We start from the raw sequence: 17,433 nt of genomic DNA, 5'->3' as shown, positions 1-17,433 counted from the left end.
GCCGCGCCGAAACCTGCGCCATGAAAGGCGTCCCAGAACGACAGGGTCTTGAACCGTCCGGTCGCGGCCCGCGCAACCTTGATGGCAACCTCGACGGCATCGGATCCACCTGTGGTAAACAGGACCTTCGACAGACCGCCCGGGGCGATGGATGCAAGCTTTTCCGCCAGCTCAACCGCGGGATGGCAGGTGAACCGGCGAGGCGCGAAGGGAAGAGTGTCCATCTGCTCGACGATGGCTCGCTTCAGCCGGGGGTGCCCATAGCCAATGTGGTGAACGTTGTTGCCATGGAAATCCATGTATCTTCGACCGGCAAGATCCTCGAGATAGATTCCCTCTGCCCCGACCACGGCATTGAGGCACGGCGTCGATACGGACTGGTGAAGGAAACTCCGTGAATCACGATCAAGAAGGGCGCGGGTGGCGGGATCGATATGCTCCGCAGACCACGCTGCACGCAATGGCGTGGCGTTGGTATCGCTCTCGGATTCATGAGGGGTATCCCCTTCGAAAAAGGCTTCGTCGCCCATCTGCGCTCCCCTTCGTGGAGCTGGCAGCCTAGCACGTCGGAGCGGAAGGAAAAGGCTGGCCTGCCGCATTTTGTGGTAGTTTGTGGCTATGCACGCTGGCTTGGCACTCCTGCGCCTGCTACATCTCCGGATCGGAGGAACGACTTTGGCCCGAAAAGCCCTGTCAAAACCATTGGCGGCGCTCCGCCAGGGCGAGATCGTCAAGCGGATCTCGACAGACGGTTTCGTCGCCGTCAGCGAGCTCGCAGCGCAGTTCGGCGTTTCCCACGAAACCATCCGGCGCGATCTGAAGCAACTGGCTGTCCGGCAGCAGCTCGATATCGTGCACGGCGGCGCGGCGCGGCGGCCGGGCATAGAACCTGCCTATGAAGAACGCGTCATGAGGAACGCCTCCGGCAAGGCCGCGATCGCAAGATGTGCCGCAGCTCTCGTCGATGATGGAATGGTCCTGGTTCTCGATTCCGGCACGACGACACTTGCCCTTGCCGCGGCGCTCAGAGAGCACAAAAACCTCACGATCTGTACGGGTTCGTTGCCTGTCGCCCAGTTGATGGCGCGGATGCCTCACACCCGGGTTTATCTCCTCGGCGGTGAAGTCGAGCCCCGCGAGGAGGCGACGACGGGTGTCGATATGCTCGAGGCTATCGGCCGCTTTCGCGTCGATCTGGCTTTCATCGGTGTCGGTGGCGTTTCCCCAAAAGGGGAGGTGACGGACTATACCCGCATCGGCGCGGAGCAGCGCGCGCGCATGATTTCGGTTGCGAGCAAGGCGTATTTCCTCGTCGATCACGAGAAGTTCGGCCAGCTGACTGCGCTGCGTATCCCCGGGGACGAGCATATCGCCGGACTTGTCACGGACCGGCCTCCGCCAAAAACCATTGCCGATGCCTTGAATCGGCGCGGGATCAGGCTCGTCGTCGCTTGATGCGGCTTTATGTGGTTTTTTGTGTTGATTTGCCGTCCGGGGTGTCTAGTCTGAAGCGACATCTCACGGATCGCACCCATGACTTCGTTTCCCAACCATGCCCGCGTCGTCATCATCGGCGGCGGCATCGTCGGCACATCCGTTGCCTATCACTTATCCAAGCTGGGCTGGCATGATGTCGTGCTGCTGGAGCAGGGATCCTTGTCGTGCGGAACCACTTGGCACGCAGCAGGGCTCATCGGTCAGCTGCGCTCGCACAGCAACATCACCCGCCTGATTCAGTACTCGACGGAGCTCTATGCCGGGCTGGAGCAGGAAACCGGCCTTGCCACAGGCTGGAAGCAAACCGGCTCCCTCAGCGTTGCGCGCAGCAGCGAACGAATGACCCAGCTGCGTCGGACCGCGTCCTCGGCCCGCGCCCAGGGGGTGGATATCGAGGTTCTGTCGCCGAAGGAAGCCGGTGCGCTCTACCCATTGATGCGGACCGACGACCTTGCGGGCGCCGTCTGGCTTCCAGGCGACGGCAAAGCGAATCCCACGGATCTGACGCAGGCCCTGGCACGCGGCGCCCGCAGTGGCGGCGTTCAGATTTTGGAGAAAACCCGCGTCACGGCAATCGATGTCGTGAACGGGGCCGTCGCTGCGGTCAGGACGGATCGGGGGACGATTGAATGCGAGGTTCTGGCCATTTGCGCAGGGCAGTGGGCGCGGGATGTCGGAAAAATGTGCGGCGTGTCGATCCCGCTGCATTCCGCGGAGCATATGTACATCGTCACGGATTCGATCCCGGGTGTCTCGCCCGATTTGCCAGTCCTTCGCGATCCCGATGGCTACATCTATTTCAAGGAGGAGGTCGGCGGACTCGTCATGGGCGGCTTCGAACCGCACGCCAAACCGTGGGGCATGGACGGAATTCCGTATCCCTTCGAGTTCCAGCTGCTTCCGGATGATTGGAACCAGTTCGAAATTCTGATGGAGAACGCGCTTGTCCGTGTGCCGGCGCTCGAGGCGGCGCCGATCAAGACCTTTCTCAATGGGCCAGAGAGCTTCACCCCAGACAACAATTTCATCCTTGGCGAGGCACCTGAAGTCCGCGGCGTTTTCGTCGCCGCCGGATTCAACTCCATGGGGATCGCCTCCGGTGGCGGTGCGGGACGGGCACTGGCGGAATGGATCGCCGAGGGAGAGCCCAGCCTCGACCTCTGGCCTGTGGATATCCGCCGCTTCGCTGGCTTCCACAACAACAAGGCCTGGCTGAAGGAACGTGTCAGGGAGGTGCTGGGACTGCACTACGCCATGCCGTGGCCCAACAGGGAGCTGGAGAGCGCACGCCCCTTCCGCCGGTCGCCCCTTTATGACCGCCTCGCCGCATCGGGAGCCGTCTTCGGCTCAAAGATGGGTTGGGAGCGTGCCAACTTCTTTGCCGGACCAGGCGAAATGCGTGCCATTGATTACTCCTTCGGACGGCAGAACTGGTTCGAAAGGGTCCGCAAGGAGCATCAGGCCGCACGCGAGGCGGTGGCGCTGTTCGATATGACGTCGTTCGCCAAATTCATGATTCAGGGCCCCGATGCGGAAGAGGCCCTCCAGTATCTCTGTGCCAATGACGTGGCGGTTCCCGTGGGCCAGACCGTCTATACGCCACTTCTCAACACTCGCGGAGGGTTCGAGAGCGACGTCACCGTAGCCCGCCTTGCCCAGGACAGGTTCCTGCTGGTTACCGGCACGGCACAGGCGACCAGGGATGCACATTGGATGGCGCGGCACAGCCTGCCAAAGTCCTCGGTGACGGTCACCGACGTGACATCCGCCTTCGCCGTCCTTGGTCTGATGGGGCCGCATGCGCGCCTATTGCTGTCTCGGGTGACGGACGCCTCCCTCGATAACGCGACCTTTCCATTCGGGAGCTGCCGCGAGATCGGAATCGGCCATGCGACCGTTCTCGCCTCGCGGCGGTCCTATGTCGGGGAACTGGGGTGGGAGCTCTATATCCCATCGGAATTCGCCGTTCTGGTCTACGACATTCTTACCGATGCGGGTTCTGATCTCGGCCTGATGCCTGCGGGATACTATGCCATCGACTCGCTGCGCATCGAAAAGGGCTATCGCGCGTGGGGACGGGAATTGACGCCGGATGTCACGCCCTGGCAGGCTGGCCTCGGCTTCGCTGTCGCACTCGATAAAGCCCGGGACTTCCTTGGTAGAGAGGCTCTGGTCGGCGCTAGGCAGCAGCCTCTGACGAGGCGGCTGGTCTCCTTCCGTGCCGAGGAGCCGGACTCACCCATTGCCTGGGGCGGCGAGCTGATCCGCGCGGACGGCGTGGCTGTCGGTCAAGTCACGTCGGCGGCATACGGATATACGATCGGCAGCGTCGTCGGCCTTGGCTGGATCGATGGTGGCGAAGAGCCCATCGATCCGAATTGGATTGCGAAGCGCGGCTTCATCATGGATGTGGCTGGGGTGGAAGTGCCCATCCGCTGCGATCTCCGCCCATTTTACGATCCTGCGAGCATGCGGATGCGTGCATGAAGGTCAGGTCGGCGCAGGACAGGCAAGCTCTTCAGCGATATCGAGAAAGCGGAAGACGAGGGGGACGCGGCGGCGCTCCTCCAGGCAGACCACATATTCTTCGACAGAGAGATTGGCGTTTTCCACCTTCAGCGTATGAAGGTCGATCTGATTGCGAACCTCGCTCTCGAACACGACGCCGATCCCGAACCCTGCCAGGACGGCTTCCTGCACCGCCTCGCGGGTCTGCACCTCGATCACCGATCCAGGCCTGATACCCTTTTCCGATAGCGCTGCCTCGAAGACCTCCCGCGTGATGGACCCACGTTCGCGGATCACGAGCGCCCGGCCGTTGATCTCCTCCATCAGCACCTGCTGACGGTAGCTCCAGTCGTGAGCCCTCGGCACGAAGAGGACGAGTTGGTCCACACGCAGTGGCAGGCTGTGTACGCGCGGGTCCGAGATCCGTTTCGCCGTGACACCGACATCGGCCTTGTAGTCCAGGATCTGCTGCAGCACGTCGGCCGAGTTGCCGACAGTCAGCGAGAACGTGAGCCCGGGGTGGTCTCCTTTCAGCTGGACGAGGAGTGGCATGACGTGGTTCGCGCTGTCCGCTGCCACCCGCAAATGGCCATGGGCCAGGGTCCGCGCTCTGCCAAGCAGCGCTGCCGCTTCGTCTTTCGCCGCAAAGAGCCGGGTTGTGATGCTGAGCAGGTTCTGGCCCATGGGTGTCAAGGTGACCCCTCGGCGCCGGCGATCGAACAGATTGACGGAGTGCGCCGCCTCCAGCGCTCGGACCTGGGCGGAGAGAGTGGGCTGACTAACGCCACCCGCGATAGCCGCTCGCGTGAAGCTGCCTTCCTGTGCAACCTGGTGGAATGCCCACAACAGCGTCAGGTTCATCAAGGTCTCTTATATAGAAAGAATCTATATTATGCATTCATAACAAGTATTTGACCTATGGCAAGAGCCAAAGCACGCTTCAAAGATCGATCCAGGAGATGCCGCGATGTCGTCTTTCTCGCCCCGCCGGGCACAGTCCGAAACCGGAGATCCCCTCCTTCTCACCCCTGGGCCGCTGACCACGTCCAAAACCGTGAAGCAGGCGATGGTCCATGATTGGGGCTCGCGCGATGCGACCTTTCTCAAGATCAACAAGGACGTGCTGACGCGGCTGCCCGAAATCATCCAAGGCAAGGGGCGCTATGTAACGGTCCCGATGCAGGGTTCCGGCACCTTCGCCGTGGAAGCCATGCTGACGAGCCTTGTCCCGGCGGACGGCAAGGTGCTTGTGCTCATCAATGGCGCCTATGGTCACCGCGCCAAGAAAATCCTCGACATCGCCCGGCGGGCGACAGCGATTTACGAAACTCCCGAAGACACGCCTCCCGATCCGAAACACCTCGACGAGATGTTGCGAAACGATCCGGCCATTACGCACGTCTTTGCCGTTCACTGCGAGACCACGAGCGGTATTCGCAATCCTATCGAAGCAGTTGCCGCCGTCGTGGCGCGCCAAGGGCGGCGACTCCTGATCGACGCCATGAGCGCATTTGGAGCGTTGCCGCTGGATTCGAGGTCGGTCCCCTTCGACGCGGTCGCCGCTTCATCGAACAAGTGCATCGAGGGAGTACCGGGCCTCGGATTCGTTCTCGTAAAGCACGATGTCATCTCCGCCGCGAAGGGCAATGCGACATCGCTCGTCCTGGATCTCCATGATCAATGGCAGGGCTTCGAGAAGACGGGACAGTTCCGCTTCACGCCTCCCATTCATGTCATCGTGGCTTTCCATAAGGCCCTGGAGGAGTTTTGGGCTGAAGGGGGAGTTGAAGGGCGGGGCGGCCGCTATGCGGAAAACTGCAGGGTCCTTGTCGATGGAATGCATGAGCTCGGCTTCAGCACGTTGCTTCCAACGAGCCTGCAAGCGCCGATCATCGTGACGTTCCACATGCCCAAGGATCCCGCATTCGACTTTCAGCGCTTCTACGACGGCCTCAGCGAACGCGGCTTCCTGATCTATCCTGGCAAACTGACGGTCGCGGATTCTTTCCGCATCGGGTGCATTGGCCGGCTCTATCCCAAAGACATGCGCTCCGCTCTCGCGGCCGTGCGTGAAGTCTTGGCTGATCTGGGGGTTTCGACGCCCCTGCGCAGCGCAGCGTAAGGAGGCGTGCAGTGAACGCTCACAACCGAACCAACCAGGTCGTCGCTAACGGGCGCAGCTACCACATCCCGACGATTCCGACGGTCGCCGTCTGCATAGACGGCTCGGAGCCGGGCTATATCGAGGCCGCCATTGCCGCCGGATTGGCGCCGAACATCGATCGCATGATGAAGACAGGTGCCAATCTGCTCGCGAAGAGCGTGATTCCAAGCTTCACCAACCCGAACAACATCTCCATCATTACCGGGCGTCCGCCGGCTGTCCACGGTATCGCAGGCAACTACTTTTACGATACCGAGTCCCACGAAGAGGTCATGATGAACGATGTACGCTTCATGCGTGCCGATACCATCATGAAGGCGTTCCAGGACGCAGGCGCCAAAGTCGCGGTGGTGACCGCAAAGGACAAACTGCGGACCCTCCTCGGAAAAGGCCTCGCTCCGTCCACGGGGCGCGCAATCGCATTCTCCTCGGAAAAGGCCAACAAGGCGACGAAGGAGGAAAACGGAATCGGCGACGTGCTGAATTTCGTCGGCAAGCCTCTGCCCGAGGTTTATTCGGCCGATCTGTCGGAGTTTGTCTTCGCCGCCGGCGTGAAGCTCCTCAAAACGTTCCGCCCGGACGTCATGTATCTCTCGACCACCGACTACATTCAGCACAAAGCGGCGCCTGGTTCGGAAATCGCGAATTCTTTCTACGCGATGATCGACCGCTATGTCGGAGAATTGGACGCACTTGGCTGCGTCATCGCGCTGACAGCAGACCACGGGATGAACGACAAGTATCTTCCGAATGGCGAGCCGGATGTCATCTATTTGCAGGATTGGTGCGACCGAACGGCGATGATCGACGGCGCCAGAGTGATCCTGCCGATCACGGATCCCTATGTGGCCCATCATGGGGCGCTCGGGTCGTTCGCCACCCTCTACCTTCCCGATGCCGTGGACCGGGCCGGCGTCATCCGCAATCTGGCCGCGGTCGAAGGCATCGAGCTGGTTCTGAGCAAGGAGGATGCCTGCGAAAGGTTTGAATTGCCGCCGGACCGGATCGGTGACATCGTCGCGATATCGACGCGGCACAAGGTCCTTGGGACGAGCCGCGACCGGCACGATCTTTCCGGTCTTACCGAGCCCCTGCGCTCGCACGGTGGTCTTACGGAACAGGTCGTGCCGATGATCGTGAACCGGAAAGTCACGCTGCCCGAAGGCCGGACCTTGCGCAATTTCGATGTGTTCGATGTCGCCCTCAATCTGGTTTCCCAGCAAACCTGACGGGAAGTGGATTCCACTTCCGGGTCGGATGTTCATTTTGCGCGGCGCATCGTCCGTCGCGAAAGGCCGGGCCTACTTTTCACTGGCGTGCCCCTTGCGGGCCCGCACGATGCGCTAGGAGCGATAAGCAATGAATGCGCCCTCCGGAGTTCCTTTTCTGAAAGAAGCCATGCGCATCGCCGGAAAGGCGGTGACGAGCGACGAGGTTGTGGAAGTTCGCAATCCCTACAGCGGCGAACTCGTCGGCACCGTGCCTTCGGCCCGCCCGGAACATGTCCGTGACGCCTTCGCGAAGGCCCGGGCTTTCAAATCGAACCTGACTCGCTACGAGCGTCAGCAGATATTGATGCGCACGGCAGAGATCCTCCGTGACCGCAAGGAGGAATTCGCCCGTCTGATCACGGCGGAGTCGGGCCTGTGCTGGAAGGATGCCCTCTACGAATCCAGCCGGGCCTATGATGTCTGGTCCTTCGCCGCTCAACTGAGCATTCGCGACGACGGCGAAACATTCTCGTGCGACATCAGCCCGAACGGAAAGAAGCGCAAGATCTTCACCCAGCGTATGCCTCTCCTGGGAGTGATCTCGGCCATCACGCCGTTCAACCATCCCCTCAACATGGTGTCGCACAAGCTCGCCCCGGCGATCGCGACAAACAATCGGCTCGTACTGAAGCCCACGGAGCTGACGCCTCTCACGGCGCTCAAACTCGCGGATGTGCTCTATGAGGCCGGACTACCTCCCGAAATGCTCTCCGTCGTCACCGGCAACCCGGGCTCGATGGGGGATGCCATGATTACCGATCCGGATGCGGACCTCATTACCTTCACAGGCTCCGTTCGTGTCGGAAAGCATATTGCGGCGACGGCCGGATACAAGCGCACCGTCCTCGAGCTTGGCGGGAACGACCCGCTCATCGTCATGGAGGACGCGGATCTGGACAAGGCCGCCGAACTCGCGGTCCAGGGAGCGACCAAGAATTCCGGTCAGCGCTGTACGGCGGTCAAGCGGATCCTTGTGGTGCGGAGCGTCGCGGACGAGTTTTCCGCTCTCGTGCTTGAGAAGGCGAAGAAGCTCAAATGCGGCGATCCCATGGACCCGGATGTCGATGTCGGAACGGTCATTCATGAGGGAGCAGCGAAGACCTTCGAGCGGCGCGTCAATGAAGCCGTCGCCGCCGGCGCCCGGTTGCTTCACGGCAATAACCGCCAAGGTGCGCTCTACCCGCCGACAGTGGTCGATCATATTCCCCATGACGCGGAATTGGTCCGTGAGGAGACGTTTGGCCCGGTCATCCCGATCGTCCGGGTGCCAGACGATATCGACGAGGTTATCCGCATCTCGAATTCGACGGCCTATGGCCTGTCGTCGGGTGTCTGTACCAACCGGTTCGACTACATCACGCGCTTCATCAATGAACTCGATGTCGGGACCGTGAATGTTTGGGAGGTCCCAGGATATCGGATCGAGATGTCACCGTTCGGCGGGATCAAGGACTCGGGCAATGGCTACAAGGAAGGCGTTTGGGAGGCGATGAAAAGTTTCACGAACGTCCGCACATTCTCAATGCCCTGGGGATGAATCGATGGCGAGACAGGTGAGGAGATCCTGTCTGCTGTTCTGGGAGCATTCATGCCTCCGGATGTGCAAGGCCTGCAAAAGCCTCGCTCACGGCGGCATAGATCGCGCGTTTGAAGGGAACGACAAGGCCGACGGTCTCGCTCAACCGGGCCCAGCGCCATGTATCGAATTCCGGTTCCTCACCGTTTTGGCCGACGGTGACATCGATTTCGCTCTCGTCGCCCAAAAAACGCATCGCATACCAAATCTGACGCTGGCCGCTGAACGCCGAGAGCTTGTGCGCCGGCCCCTCATAGGGCGGAAAGTCGTAAGTCATCGCCGGATACATGCAGGCCAGGACGCGCACGTTCTGCACGCTCGTTTCCTCCCACAGTTCCCTAAGGGCAGCCACCTGCGTGTCCTCATGCGGATCGATCCCGCCCTGCGGCATCTGCCATTCGTGTCCCGGGGCGATCACCTCGGGTCCATCGTCCCGGAGACGGCGTGCGATCAGCACACGGCCATCACGATTGAACAGGGCTATTCCGACATTCTGCCGGTAGGGAAGGGCGGGCATGGACCAGTCGTGCCTATCGAGACTTGCAGTTGTGTAACGGCTCACGGTAAGCTTTATCATATCGCGCGATCTCGCTGTAGGATTCCCTGCGAAGGATTGATGGCAACCTGCTTTACTCTTTCAGGGACCGAGCAGCTTGGGATTCCTCCAGCCGAGGGATCCTACCCCTTTGACGAGTTTCTTTACGATGGATCCACTGGTATTCGCCGCAGTTCTCGCCGCCGCGGCGATGCATGCCGGCTGGAACGCGTCGCTGAAACTGAGGCTGGATCCGCTCCTTGCCATGACGCGCATCACGACGATGGCGGGTGTGGCGGCAATGCCGGCGCTGGCATGGTTCGGCATGCCACCCGTGGAATCCTGGCCATGGCTCGCAGGCTCGATCGTGCTGCATCTCGGGTACTACGTGGCGCTGACCGAGGCCTACCGGCACGCAGACATGAGCCAGGTCTATCCGATCGCACGGGGCGGCGCACCGCTCATGACGACGATCGGTTCTCTTTTACTGCTCAGCGAACCGGTGACCGTGAGAGGCGGGCTCGGGATTGCACTGCTTGCCGGCGGCGTAGTCCTGATGTCTTTTGCGGGTCGCGAAAAGAGCCTGGAGCCGAGGGCCGTCGTTCTCGCGTTGATCACGGCGATGATCATCTGTGGCTACACCCTGGTGGATGGAGTCGGCGCCCGCGTGGCGGGCGACCCACATGCCTATGCGGCAGCGCTTTTCGTCATCGACGGTTTCCCGCTGCTGCTATACGTGCTTGGACGCCAGGGACTCCGGAAGGTCGGCATCATCTTTGCAAAACCTGTCTCTGCCTTCATCGGGGGCAGCATGTCGCTGGGTTCCTACTGGATCGCGATCTGGGCAATGACGGTCGCACCCATTGCCCTCGTTGCGGCACTGCGGGAATCGAGTGTCCTCTTCGCGGCCCTTATCGCCTTCATCGTCCTCAAGGAACCACTGCTGCCGCGCCGCGTGCTCGCCGCCGCAATCATCTGTATCGGTCTGGCGCTGATCCGCATTCAGTAAATCGGACCGCTGTTGATCCGACTGTCGCACGGCTGTCATTGCAGGCAGCCTACACGCGCTCGCATATCCCCCTGGGATACTCCGGATTGGCGCGATACCGGTCACAAGACCACAAAAATGGGCACAGGACCATCTTGTGTGAGTATTCAAGGGGGCGTTTACTACCCAGGCCTAAGCAATAAAGAGGGACAGGCAATGAAAAAGTGGATTGTAGCGAGTCTTGGCGCAGCTTTGACTCTCGGTTTGGCAACGGCAGCGTCCGCTCAGCAAAAGACTAAGCTGACGGTCTATACGGCTCTTGAGAACGATCAGCTTGGGCCATTCAAGCAGGCGATCGAGAAAGCCGTCCCGGACGTTGAGGTCTCATGGGTCCGCGACTCCACGGGCGTCATTACGGCGCGGTTCCTGGCAGAAAAGGACAATCCGCGAGCGGACATGGTGCTTGGTCTCGCCGCATCGAGCCTCCTCATGTTCGAGTCGGCGGGACTTCTCGAGGACTACAAGCCCAAGGGCGTGGATCAGTTGAAGGAAGTCTTCCGCGATCCCAAGGCGCCTTACACCTATACAGGCATGGACGCCTATCTCGGCGTGGTTTGCTACAATACTGCCGAGGGAGCGAAGATCGACACCAAGACGCCGTCGTCCTGGCAGGATCTTCTCAAACCGGCATTCAAGGGCAAGATCGTCATGCCGCACCCGGCTTCCTCCGGCACCGGCTATCTCATGGTCGCAGGTTGGCTCCAGGGGATGGGAGAAGAGGCCGGCTGGAAATTCATGGACGGTCTGCACGAGAACATCGCCGCCTATCTCCATTCCGGCTCGGCGCCCTGCGTGCAGGCAGCGAAGGGTGAGCGCGTTGTCGGCCTTGCGCTCGACATGCGGGGCGCTTCCGAAAAGACCAAAGGCGCGCCCCTCGACGTCGTCATTCCCAAGGAGGGCACCGGCTGGGAGATGGAGGCGACCGCCATCGTCAAGGGCACGAAGAACCTCGAGGCCGCAAAGAAGGTTGCAGACTGGGGCGCGACCAAGGGCGCGAGCGAGCTCTACTCCAAATCCTATGCCATTGTGGCCTATCCGGGTGTCGACAACACACCCCCCAACTACCCGGCCAATGCCGAGAAGGGCATGATCAAGAACGATTTGAGCTGGATGGCAGCAAATCGCGATCGCGTCCTGGCGGAGTGGTCGAAACGTTACGAGTCGAAGGCTGCCCCGAAGAACTGATCGCATTGTCGATCCGTGCCAGCTTGAAGAGGGGGAGTCAGGTTTGATGAACAGCATCAGCATTCCGCTGCCGCAAGGTGTCCCGCTTGACGAGCCGGCACGCCACGACGATGCCTACCTGCGCATCGTCAATCTCACGAAACGGTTCGGCGCTTTTACGGCGCTGGACCGGATCAACCTCGAGATCCGCAAAGGGGAGTTCGTGTGCTTCCTCGGTCCTTCGGGCTGCGGCAAGACAACGCTTTTGCGCGCCGTTGCGGGTCTCGACGTGCAGGACGAGGGAAAGATCTTTCTCGACGGGCGTGACGTTTCGCATGCCGAGCCGGCCCAGCGCGACTTCGGCATCGTATTCCAATCGTATGCGCTCTTTCCCAATCTGACCGTCGCACGTAACGTGGGCTACGGCCTCGTCAACCGCAAATGGCGACGCGCCGACGTGACGGCTCGCGTGAACGAGCTGCTTGCGCTCGTGAGCCTGCCTGACCAGGGAGAAAAATATCCACTTCAACTCTCCGGCGGCCAGCAGCAGCGCGTGGCTCTCGCGCGAGCACTGGCGACGTCGCCGGGACTTCTTCTGTTGGACGAGCCGCTCTCGGCACTCGACGCCAAGGTCCGGGTTCGGTTGCGCAGCGAAATCCGGGCGCTGCAGAAGCGTCTTGGGGTGACAACGATCATGGTCACGCACGATCAGGAGGAGGCCCTTGCCATGGCCGATCGGATCGTTGTGATGAACAGCGGACGGATCGAGCAGGTCGGGACGCCCGAGGTCATCTATCGGACACCAGAGACCGCTTTCGTATCCGATTTCGTGGGGCACATGACGTTTCTCGAAGCGCAGGTCGTGTCACCGGGCCTGGTGGATGTCGGAGGCCTGGTCTTTGCGGTTGCCGACCCGCGTGATTTCCAGCCCGGTGCGTCGGTGAAACTCGCCATGCGTCCCGAAGACGTGAAGACCCGCAACATCGACGCGGAGACACCGAACGCCTTCGAGGCACGCATTGAGAATCTGGCCTTTCTCGGTGCCTTCTGTCGTGCGACCCTGGTTCCCCTCGCTTCTCCGAAAACGCGCATCGCCGCGGATTTCTCTACCAATGCGATGCGTGACCTGGGCATGTCCGTAGGTCAGACGCGTCGTGTCGCTTTTCCTCCCGAAGCCTTCCGCCTGTTTCCTCTTGAGGCGCAGGAGATCCGGCGATGAGTACCGGACTTGCCCTGCCCACGACGGCTGCTCCATCGCGCCTGCATCTTAGCGAACGTCAGATCGCCGGGATCCTGGTAGGGGGGCTCAGCCTCGTCCTCGTCGTTATCATTGCGCTGCCGCTTTGGTCGCTCTTGTCGAAAAGCTTCGAGAGCGCCGACGGCTCGTTCGTGGGGTTCGCCAACTACCTCACTTATTTTACAACTCCGACACTGTTCGTATCGCTTCAGAACTCTCTGACTGTGGCGGGCGTGTCGACGGCGATTGTGATCCCGCTCGCCTTCACCTATGCCTATGCCCTGACACGGACGCGACTGCCGGCAAAAGGCCTGTTCTATGCGCTTGCCCTGCTGCCGATATTCGCCCCTTCGCTGCTCGCTGCAATTTCCCTTGTCTACATCTTCGGTAATCAGGGTTTCCTTGGCTTCCTGCTCATGGGGCATAGCGTCTACGGGCCCATTGGCATCGTCATGGGCGAGGTATTGTCCGTCTTTCCGCATGCACTGCTGATCCTGGTCACTGCGCTCTCTCTCGCAGACGGGCGCCTTTATGAAGCTGCTGCCGCGCTCGGCACATCGAAGACACGCGTGTTCTGGACCATAACCCTCCCCGGTGCGCGGTTCGGTGTCATCAACGCGAGCTTCGTGGTGTTTACCCTCGTCATCACCGACTTTGGTGTGCCGAAGGTCATTGGCGGGCAGTATGATGTGTTGGCGACGGATGCCTACAAGCAGGTCGTTGGCCAGCAGAACTTCTCCATGGGTGCCGTTGTCGGGATGATTCTGCTTGTGCCGGCCGTCGTTGCTTTCGCCGTTGAAAAGATGGCCAAGCGCCGCCAGGTCGCCCTTCTTTCCGCTCGTGCCGTTCCATTCGAACCGCCGTTGAACCGGAGGCTCGCGCTTGCTTGCCTTCTGTTCTGTCTTGTCATCGGGGGCACCATCGCCGGGACGTACGGCGTCGCTGTCTGGGCTTCCTTCATTCAATACTGGCCCTACAACCTCGCGCTCACGCTGGCCAACTACGACTTCTCCAATGTCGAGCCCAGTGGCTGGCAGCCCTATTTCAACTCGCTGTCCCTGGCAGCCCTTGTCTCTGTCATTGGTTCCGTCCTCGTATTCTCCGGAGCCTACCTGATCGAGAAGACCAATGCGTTTCGGCTGGCCCGTGTCCTCGCGCAATTCCTCGCCATGCTGCCCATGGCGGTTCCGGGGCTTGTGCTGGGACTCGGCTACGTCTTCTTCTTCAACGCCTCGTGGAACCCTCTGTCGTTCCTTTACGGGACGCTTGCCCTCCTCGTCATCAACACGCTGGCGCATTTCTATACGGTCTCCCATCTGACTGCTCTTACCGCTCTCAAGCAGATCGATGGCGAGTTCGAATCGGTCTCCGCATCCCTCAAGGTGCCGTTCTGGCGCACCTTCGCCGCCGTGACGGTGCCGATTTGTGCGCCGACGATCCTGGACGTCGCCGTCTATATGTTTGTCAACGCCCTGACGACGGTTTCGGCCGTCATCTTCCTCTACGGGACGGACAGCAAGCTCGCTTCGATCGCCATTGTTCACATGGACGAGGCAGGTGCCGGCGCCTCCGCCGCGGCCATGGCCACGGCTATCATGGCAACTGCGATCGGCGTCCGCCTCGCGCATCTCGCTCTGGCGCGCACCGTCTTTTATCGGCTGCAGCGGTGGCGGCGCAAGGAAGCGATCTGACCGGCCGAGCGCGGTTCGGCGAGGGATGTCTATGCGGGGACTGTATTTCGGGACGCTCGTTCCAATGGGAATTTCGCATGAAGATGTTGGCCGCAATCCCCGCGCGGCGTTGCAAGGTCACACGGGCGGCGGCGCCACTTTTCTGCTAGTGTACGAGAGTAACCAAAGCTGCAGTTGACGATTTGTCGCTGAAGTTCTGGGACTTTGTTCATGGGCAAGCGCCTCTGCCGCGGATTGAAGCCAAGGCTTTGAGCGGACGTGCACAGGCGCTGGGAGGCACATGGAGGTTCAGATGCGCATTGCATCGCACGTTGCCTTCACGGGTCTGGCATTTGTCTTCGGTGCATGGCCTGCCCTTTCTCAGTCGCCGGGGCTCGATGTGCTCAGAGGGCACTCAATCATCGTCGACTATCGTGAACTGGTGGAGAGTCGGCGACGCGGGACATTCCGTCAGAACTGGCGCGACCGGATCTATGTATCCGACAAGGGACGTATTTTTCACCGTTTCGATGTCTCCGGTGGTCGCAGGGACAGAGAGTATGAGGTCGTAGGCGATCCAACCGGAGGTGCAGCCGATGGTCGAACGAGATTCACCTGGGACGGACATTCCTTTGTTCGCCAATGGACGAGGAACAGGAACAACACATCCATCAGGCAGACAATCCATATTTTGCAGACGGGATCGGGCCTCGGCTGTCAGATGGAGGTCCAACGCAACGGTGGCCGCGGACGCGTGACCGTCGAGGATAGCACCTGTCGGATTGTGACGGGAAATGTGTTCTCTCGCCCCTGACACATCGGATAGGAGCGTAGGTTGCATGTTGTATTCGATGATCGGGAGTGGCCATAAAGCATTGTTTCGCAATCTGAAATTCAATCGCAGGCAGGCGATCATTCGCAGAACTGCTGACCGCCGAATTTAAAGCAGTTGCCCAGTTTCGTGCCGTTTGAGTTGCGAGCGCTCGTAGGACGGCTCCGGACTGGGACAGCAGCAGTCTTTTTCTTGATTGGACGCGCCTCGGAACCCTTAGACACGTTCGCACTGGAAGGTTTTGTCGGACGCTTGAGCGACGGCTGATTGCTGGGCGGCGATTGCTCAGGCCTTTTATTGTTTGAACCATCCGATGCACTTGGCGGGGCCTCTGTCGAAGCGGGGGTCGCCGAAGGTTGTGGTGGCTTAAAATAGAAATCTTCGTTTGGAAGGGATCCGTAGAGGAACGGCTCCTGCATTCTGGAGGTCGCTTTGAGGACATCGTCTCGAATGGCGCGAAAGACCTTATTTATCTCGACGCCGGGGGTAACGAGGTGCTTTACCAAAGAGAGGACAAATGGGCTGTTCTCACCATTCCCATCAAGTGCGAGCTGACCATGCTTGGCCGAGTAGGCGATCAGCGTCCCGCCTTCGGGTTCAACGTAGCCGAGACCTCTTCCAATCGAACGGGTTGCGGTGGTTCGGCGCATTTTTGGGATGAAGGGATTGTCGCGGCAGGCATCGAGAATGACAAGTCGCAGCTTCTTGGCACTCTCGATCGATGTGAGGATCCGATCGAGCGAGATCGCCTCGTCAGGGGCATCCCTGTCGGTTCGAAGTTGGGCATCGATGGGCACGAGGTAATTTGTCCCGTTAATTTCGATGCCATGGCCTGCATAGTATATAATAGCCCAATCTGCCGTTTCCGACTCGCGCTCGAATTGCCGCAGCGCGCCAATGAAGTCGCTCCGCGATAGATCATTTGCCAGTTGTACGGTCTGAAACCCGAGACTGCTGAAGGTACTTGCGACGAGACGCGCATCGCGCGCCGGATTTGTGAGCTGACTCACTGCGGCGTACTTATTGTTTCCAATGACGAGAGCGACACGAACCTCAGACGCTTCGACCGGCCATATAGCCGTCATGGATGCGAGCAGTAGTCCTGTTGCGACGCTGCACAACGCCATGATCGCGCATTTCCATTCAAGCATTGTGCCTCCGAAGCCGCTGATTCGCTCGCTCCCTTTCCAAGCCCGGGTTTGACGAGCGGCCAGCGGCGTGCCCGAACCGTCGAGTGGGGAAATCCCGACAGCCTTGTCATGCATGAATACTTGGATGAGTGCGGAACGAGAGAAGCTCCAAATCTGCTCCGACCTCCGGCAGAAACTTCGTATTGATCTCGCCTGTATTTCTGAGTTCGTAGGTCCCTCCGGGGACGCGTACCCGATGAGGCATTTGATTCCCTCCGAGGACATAGACGCCGCCACGCGTTGCGCTGACGAAAAAGCCCACATGTCCCTTTTCGCGCTCGCGCCTATGCCTGAAAACCACGATGTCTCCTTCTTGCGGCGATGTCGTAGGGGAGCCCCAGTTTCGAAACGACGCCGACGCTGCGCTTCGTGTCTCCTGCAGCAGGTCGCGCGCAGACTTGCCGCTATGGGCTCGATTGATACACCAGTTCACGAATGCGGCACACCAGGGTGTTTGGTCGCCGGCGGGTGTTCGCAGCGTCGTTGCATCGAAGAAATGCACTATGACGGGATTGGCTCGGACGGGCCACTCCGAACCGTAGAGATATGAATCCGGACCCAGATCGTTCCTCAGTTCTCCGAGCCGGAGCCGTTCAAAGTACCGCGCAACTTCGAACGGGCTCGTATCGGTTGGGCTTTTATCCATCACCTTCTGCCCGAACTGGACTTCGGACTTGTAGGGTGGGTCCGTTCCTCGGATCCGAGGTTGGGCTGCAAGAATTTCCTCAACTGTCGGAACCC

The 17,433-nt window shown here is 60.3% G+C and carries 15 protein-coding genes (1 of these 15 cut by a window edge); 10 read left to right on the top strand and 5 right to left on the bottom strand.

The window, feature by feature from the left end:
- Positions 1-530, bottom strand: partial view of a (R)-1-hydroxy-2-aminoethylphosphonate ammonia-lyase gene (gene pbfA / locus AC522E_RS17385; RefSeq protein WP_500747495.1) — the 5' end (the start) only. Its footprint begins 844 nt before the window's first position; only the first 530 of its 1,374 coding nucleotides appear in the window; the start codon lies at positions 528-530; the stop codon falls past the left edge of the window.
- 145 nt (positions 531-675) lie between these two features.
- Between pbfA and AC522E_RS17380 the strand changes: the two genes are divergently transcribed.
- Positions 676-1,455 carry a DeoR/GlpR family DNA-binding transcription regulator gene (locus tag AC522E_RS17380; protein ID WP_500747494.1) on the top strand — a complete coding sequence of 260 codons (780 nt, stop codon included), beginning with the start codon at positions 676-678 and terminating at the stop codon, positions 1,453-1,455.
- A gap of 78 nt (positions 1,456-1,533) precedes the next feature.
- Positions 1,534-3,984: a GcvT family protein gene (locus AC522E_RS17375; protein WP_500747493.1), complete on the top strand. Its 2,451-nt coding sequence runs from the start codon at positions 1,534-1,536 to the stop codon at positions 3,982-3,984.
- A 3-nt stretch (positions 3,985-3,987) separates the two neighbouring features.
- Here the strand turns inward: AC522E_RS17375 and AC522E_RS17370 are convergent, their stop codons facing one another.
- Positions 3,988-4,866 carry a LysR substrate-binding domain-containing protein gene (locus AC522E_RS17370; protein ID WP_500747492.1) on the bottom strand — a complete coding sequence of 293 codons (879 nt, stop codon included), beginning with the start codon at positions 4,864-4,866 and terminating at the stop codon, positions 3,988-3,990.
- 106 nt (positions 4,867-4,972) lie between these two features.
- Here AC522E_RS17370 and AC522E_RS17365 point away from each other — a divergent pair, with 106 nt between their 5' ends.
- The 3 genes from AC522E_RS17365 (at position 4,973) to phnY (ending at position 8,977) form a co-directional block, all read left to right on the top strand.
- Positions 4,973-6,127: a 2-aminoethylphosphonate--pyruvate transaminase gene (locus AC522E_RS17365; RefSeq protein WP_500747491.1), complete on the top strand. Its 1,155-nt coding sequence runs from the start codon at positions 4,973-4,975 to the stop codon at positions 6,125-6,127.
- Positions 6,128-6,138: 11 nt separating this feature from the next.
- Positions 6,139-7,398, top strand: coding sequence for a phosphonoacetate hydrolase (gene phnA / locus AC522E_RS17360; protein ID WP_500747490.1), 1,260 nt, complete (start codon positions 6,139-6,141; stop codon positions 7,396-7,398).
- A 130-nt stretch (positions 7,399-7,528) separates the two neighbouring features.
- Positions 7,529-8,977, top strand: coding sequence for a phosphonoacetaldehyde dehydrogenase (phnY, locus tag AC522E_RS17355; protein WP_500747489.1), 1,449 nt, complete (start codon positions 7,529-7,531; stop codon positions 8,975-8,977).
- Positions 8,978-9,026: 49 nt separating this feature from the next.
- Here the strand turns inward: phnY and AC522E_RS17350 are convergent, their stop codons facing one another.
- Entirely contained in the window at positions 9,027-9,533 is a 507-nt protein-coding gene (locus AC522E_RS17350) for an RNA pyrophosphohydrolase (protein ID WP_500750744.1), read from the bottom strand.
- A gap of 187 nt (positions 9,534-9,720) precedes the next feature.
- Here AC522E_RS17350 and AC522E_RS17345 point away from each other — a divergent pair, with 187 nt between their 5' ends.
- From AC522E_RS17345 to AC522E_RS17325, 5 genes are all read left to right on the top strand, one after another.
- The gene (locus tag AC522E_RS17345) at positions 9,721-10,560 is read left to right on the top strand and encodes an EamA family transporter (RefSeq protein ID WP_500747488.1); all 840 of its coding nucleotides are present in this window, start codon (positions 9,721-9,723) and stop codon (positions 10,558-10,560) included.
- Between the two features lie 195 nt (positions 10,561-10,755).
- Positions 10,756-11,784, top strand: a complete 1,029-nt coding sequence (locus AC522E_RS17340; RefSeq protein WP_500747487.1) for a putative 2-aminoethylphosphonate ABC transporter substrate-binding protein — start codon at positions 10,756-10,758, stop codon at positions 11,782-11,784.
- 46 nt (positions 11,785-11,830) lie between these two features.
- On the top strand, positions 11,831-12,982 hold the full coding sequence (locus AC522E_RS17335) for a putative 2-aminoethylphosphonate ABC transporter ATP-binding protein (RefSeq protein WP_500747486.1): 1,152 nt from the start codon (positions 11,831-11,833) through the stop codon (positions 12,980-12,982).
- Positions 12,979-14,691 carry a putative 2-aminoethylphosphonate ABC transporter permease subunit gene (locus tag AC522E_RS17330; protein ID WP_500747485.1) on the top strand — a complete coding sequence of 571 codons (1,713 nt, stop codon included), beginning with the start codon at positions 12,979-12,981 and terminating at the stop codon, positions 14,689-14,691. The genes AC522E_RS17335 and AC522E_RS17330 overlap by 4 nt, the downstream gene beginning before the upstream one ends.
- Before the next feature lie 292 nt (positions 14,692-14,983).
- Positions 14,984-15,484, top strand: coding sequence for a hypothetical protein (locus tag AC522E_RS17325; RefSeq protein ID WP_500747484.1), 501 nt, complete (start codon positions 14,984-14,986; stop codon positions 15,482-15,484).
- Between the two features lie 98 nt (positions 15,485-15,582).
- Here AC522E_RS17325 and AC522E_RS17320 read toward each other — a convergent pair whose 3' ends face one another.
- Together AC522E_RS17320 and AC522E_RS17315 are read right to left on the bottom strand one after the other, a co-directional pair.
- A complete protein-coding gene (locus AC522E_RS17320; protein WP_500747483.1) occupies positions 15,583-16,767 on the bottom strand; it encodes a caspase family protein in 1,185 nt (394 codons plus the stop codon).
- Positions 16,760-17,338, bottom strand: a complete 579-nt coding sequence (locus tag AC522E_RS17315) for a CHAP domain-containing protein (RefSeq protein ID WP_500750743.1) — start codon at positions 17,336-17,338, stop codon at positions 16,760-16,762. Before AC522E_RS17315 ends, AC522E_RS17320 begins: the two co-directional genes overlap by 8 nt.
- Positions 17,339-17,433: the final 95 nt, after the last annotated feature.

Source organism: Microvirga sp. BF8, from assembly GCF_059888585.1.
This window is presented reverse-complemented; position numbering and strand designations above follow the sequence as displayed.

Excerpts from the sequence above, each read along its gene's own strand:
- AC522E_RS17375 (WP_500747493.1), top strand. The coding sequence starts at position 1,534 with ATGACTTCGTTTCCCAACCATGCCCGCGTCGTCATCATCGGCGGCGGC.
- AC522E_RS17370 (WP_500747492.1), bottom strand. The coding sequence starts at position 4,866 with ATGAACCTGACGCTGTTGTGGGCATTCCACCAGGTTGCACAGGAAGGC.
- AC522E_RS17365 (WP_500747491.1), top strand. The coding sequence starts at position 4,973 with ATGTCGTCTTTCTCGCCCCGCCGGGCACAGTCCGAAACCGGAGATCCC.
- phnY (WP_500747489.1), top strand. The coding sequence starts at position 7,529 with ATGAATGCGCCCTCCGGAGTTCCTTTTCTGAAAGAAGCCATGCGCATC.
- AC522E_RS17350 (WP_500750744.1), bottom strand. The coding sequence starts at position 9,533 with ATGCCCGCCCTTCCCTACCGGCAGAATGTCGGAATAGCCCTGTTCAAT.
- AC522E_RS17345 (WP_500747488.1), top strand. The coding sequence starts at position 9,721 with ATGGATCCACTGGTATTCGCCGCAGTTCTCGCCGCCGCGGCGATGCAT.
- AC522E_RS17340 (WP_500747487.1), top strand. The coding sequence starts at position 10,756 with ATGAAAAAGTGGATTGTAGCGAGTCTTGGCGCAGCTTTGACTCTCGGT.
- AC522E_RS17335 (WP_500747486.1), top strand. The coding sequence starts at position 11,831 with ATGAACAGCATCAGCATTCCGCTGCCGCAAGGTGTCCCGCTTGACGAG.
- AC522E_RS17330 (WP_500747485.1), top strand. The coding sequence starts at position 12,979 with ATGAGTACCGGACTTGCCCTGCCCACGACGGCTGCTCCATCGCGCCTG.
- AC522E_RS17325 (WP_500747484.1), top strand. The coding sequence starts at position 14,984 with ATGCGCATTGCATCGCACGTTGCCTTCACGGGTCTGGCATTTGTCTTC.
- AC522E_RS17320 (WP_500747483.1), bottom strand. The coding sequence starts at position 16,767 with ATGCATGACAAGGCTGTCGGGATTTCCCCACTCGACGGTTCGGGCACG.
- AC522E_RS17315 (WP_500750743.1), bottom strand. The coding sequence starts at position 17,338 with ATGGATAAAAGCCCAACCGATACGAGCCCGTTCGAAGTTGCGCGGTAC.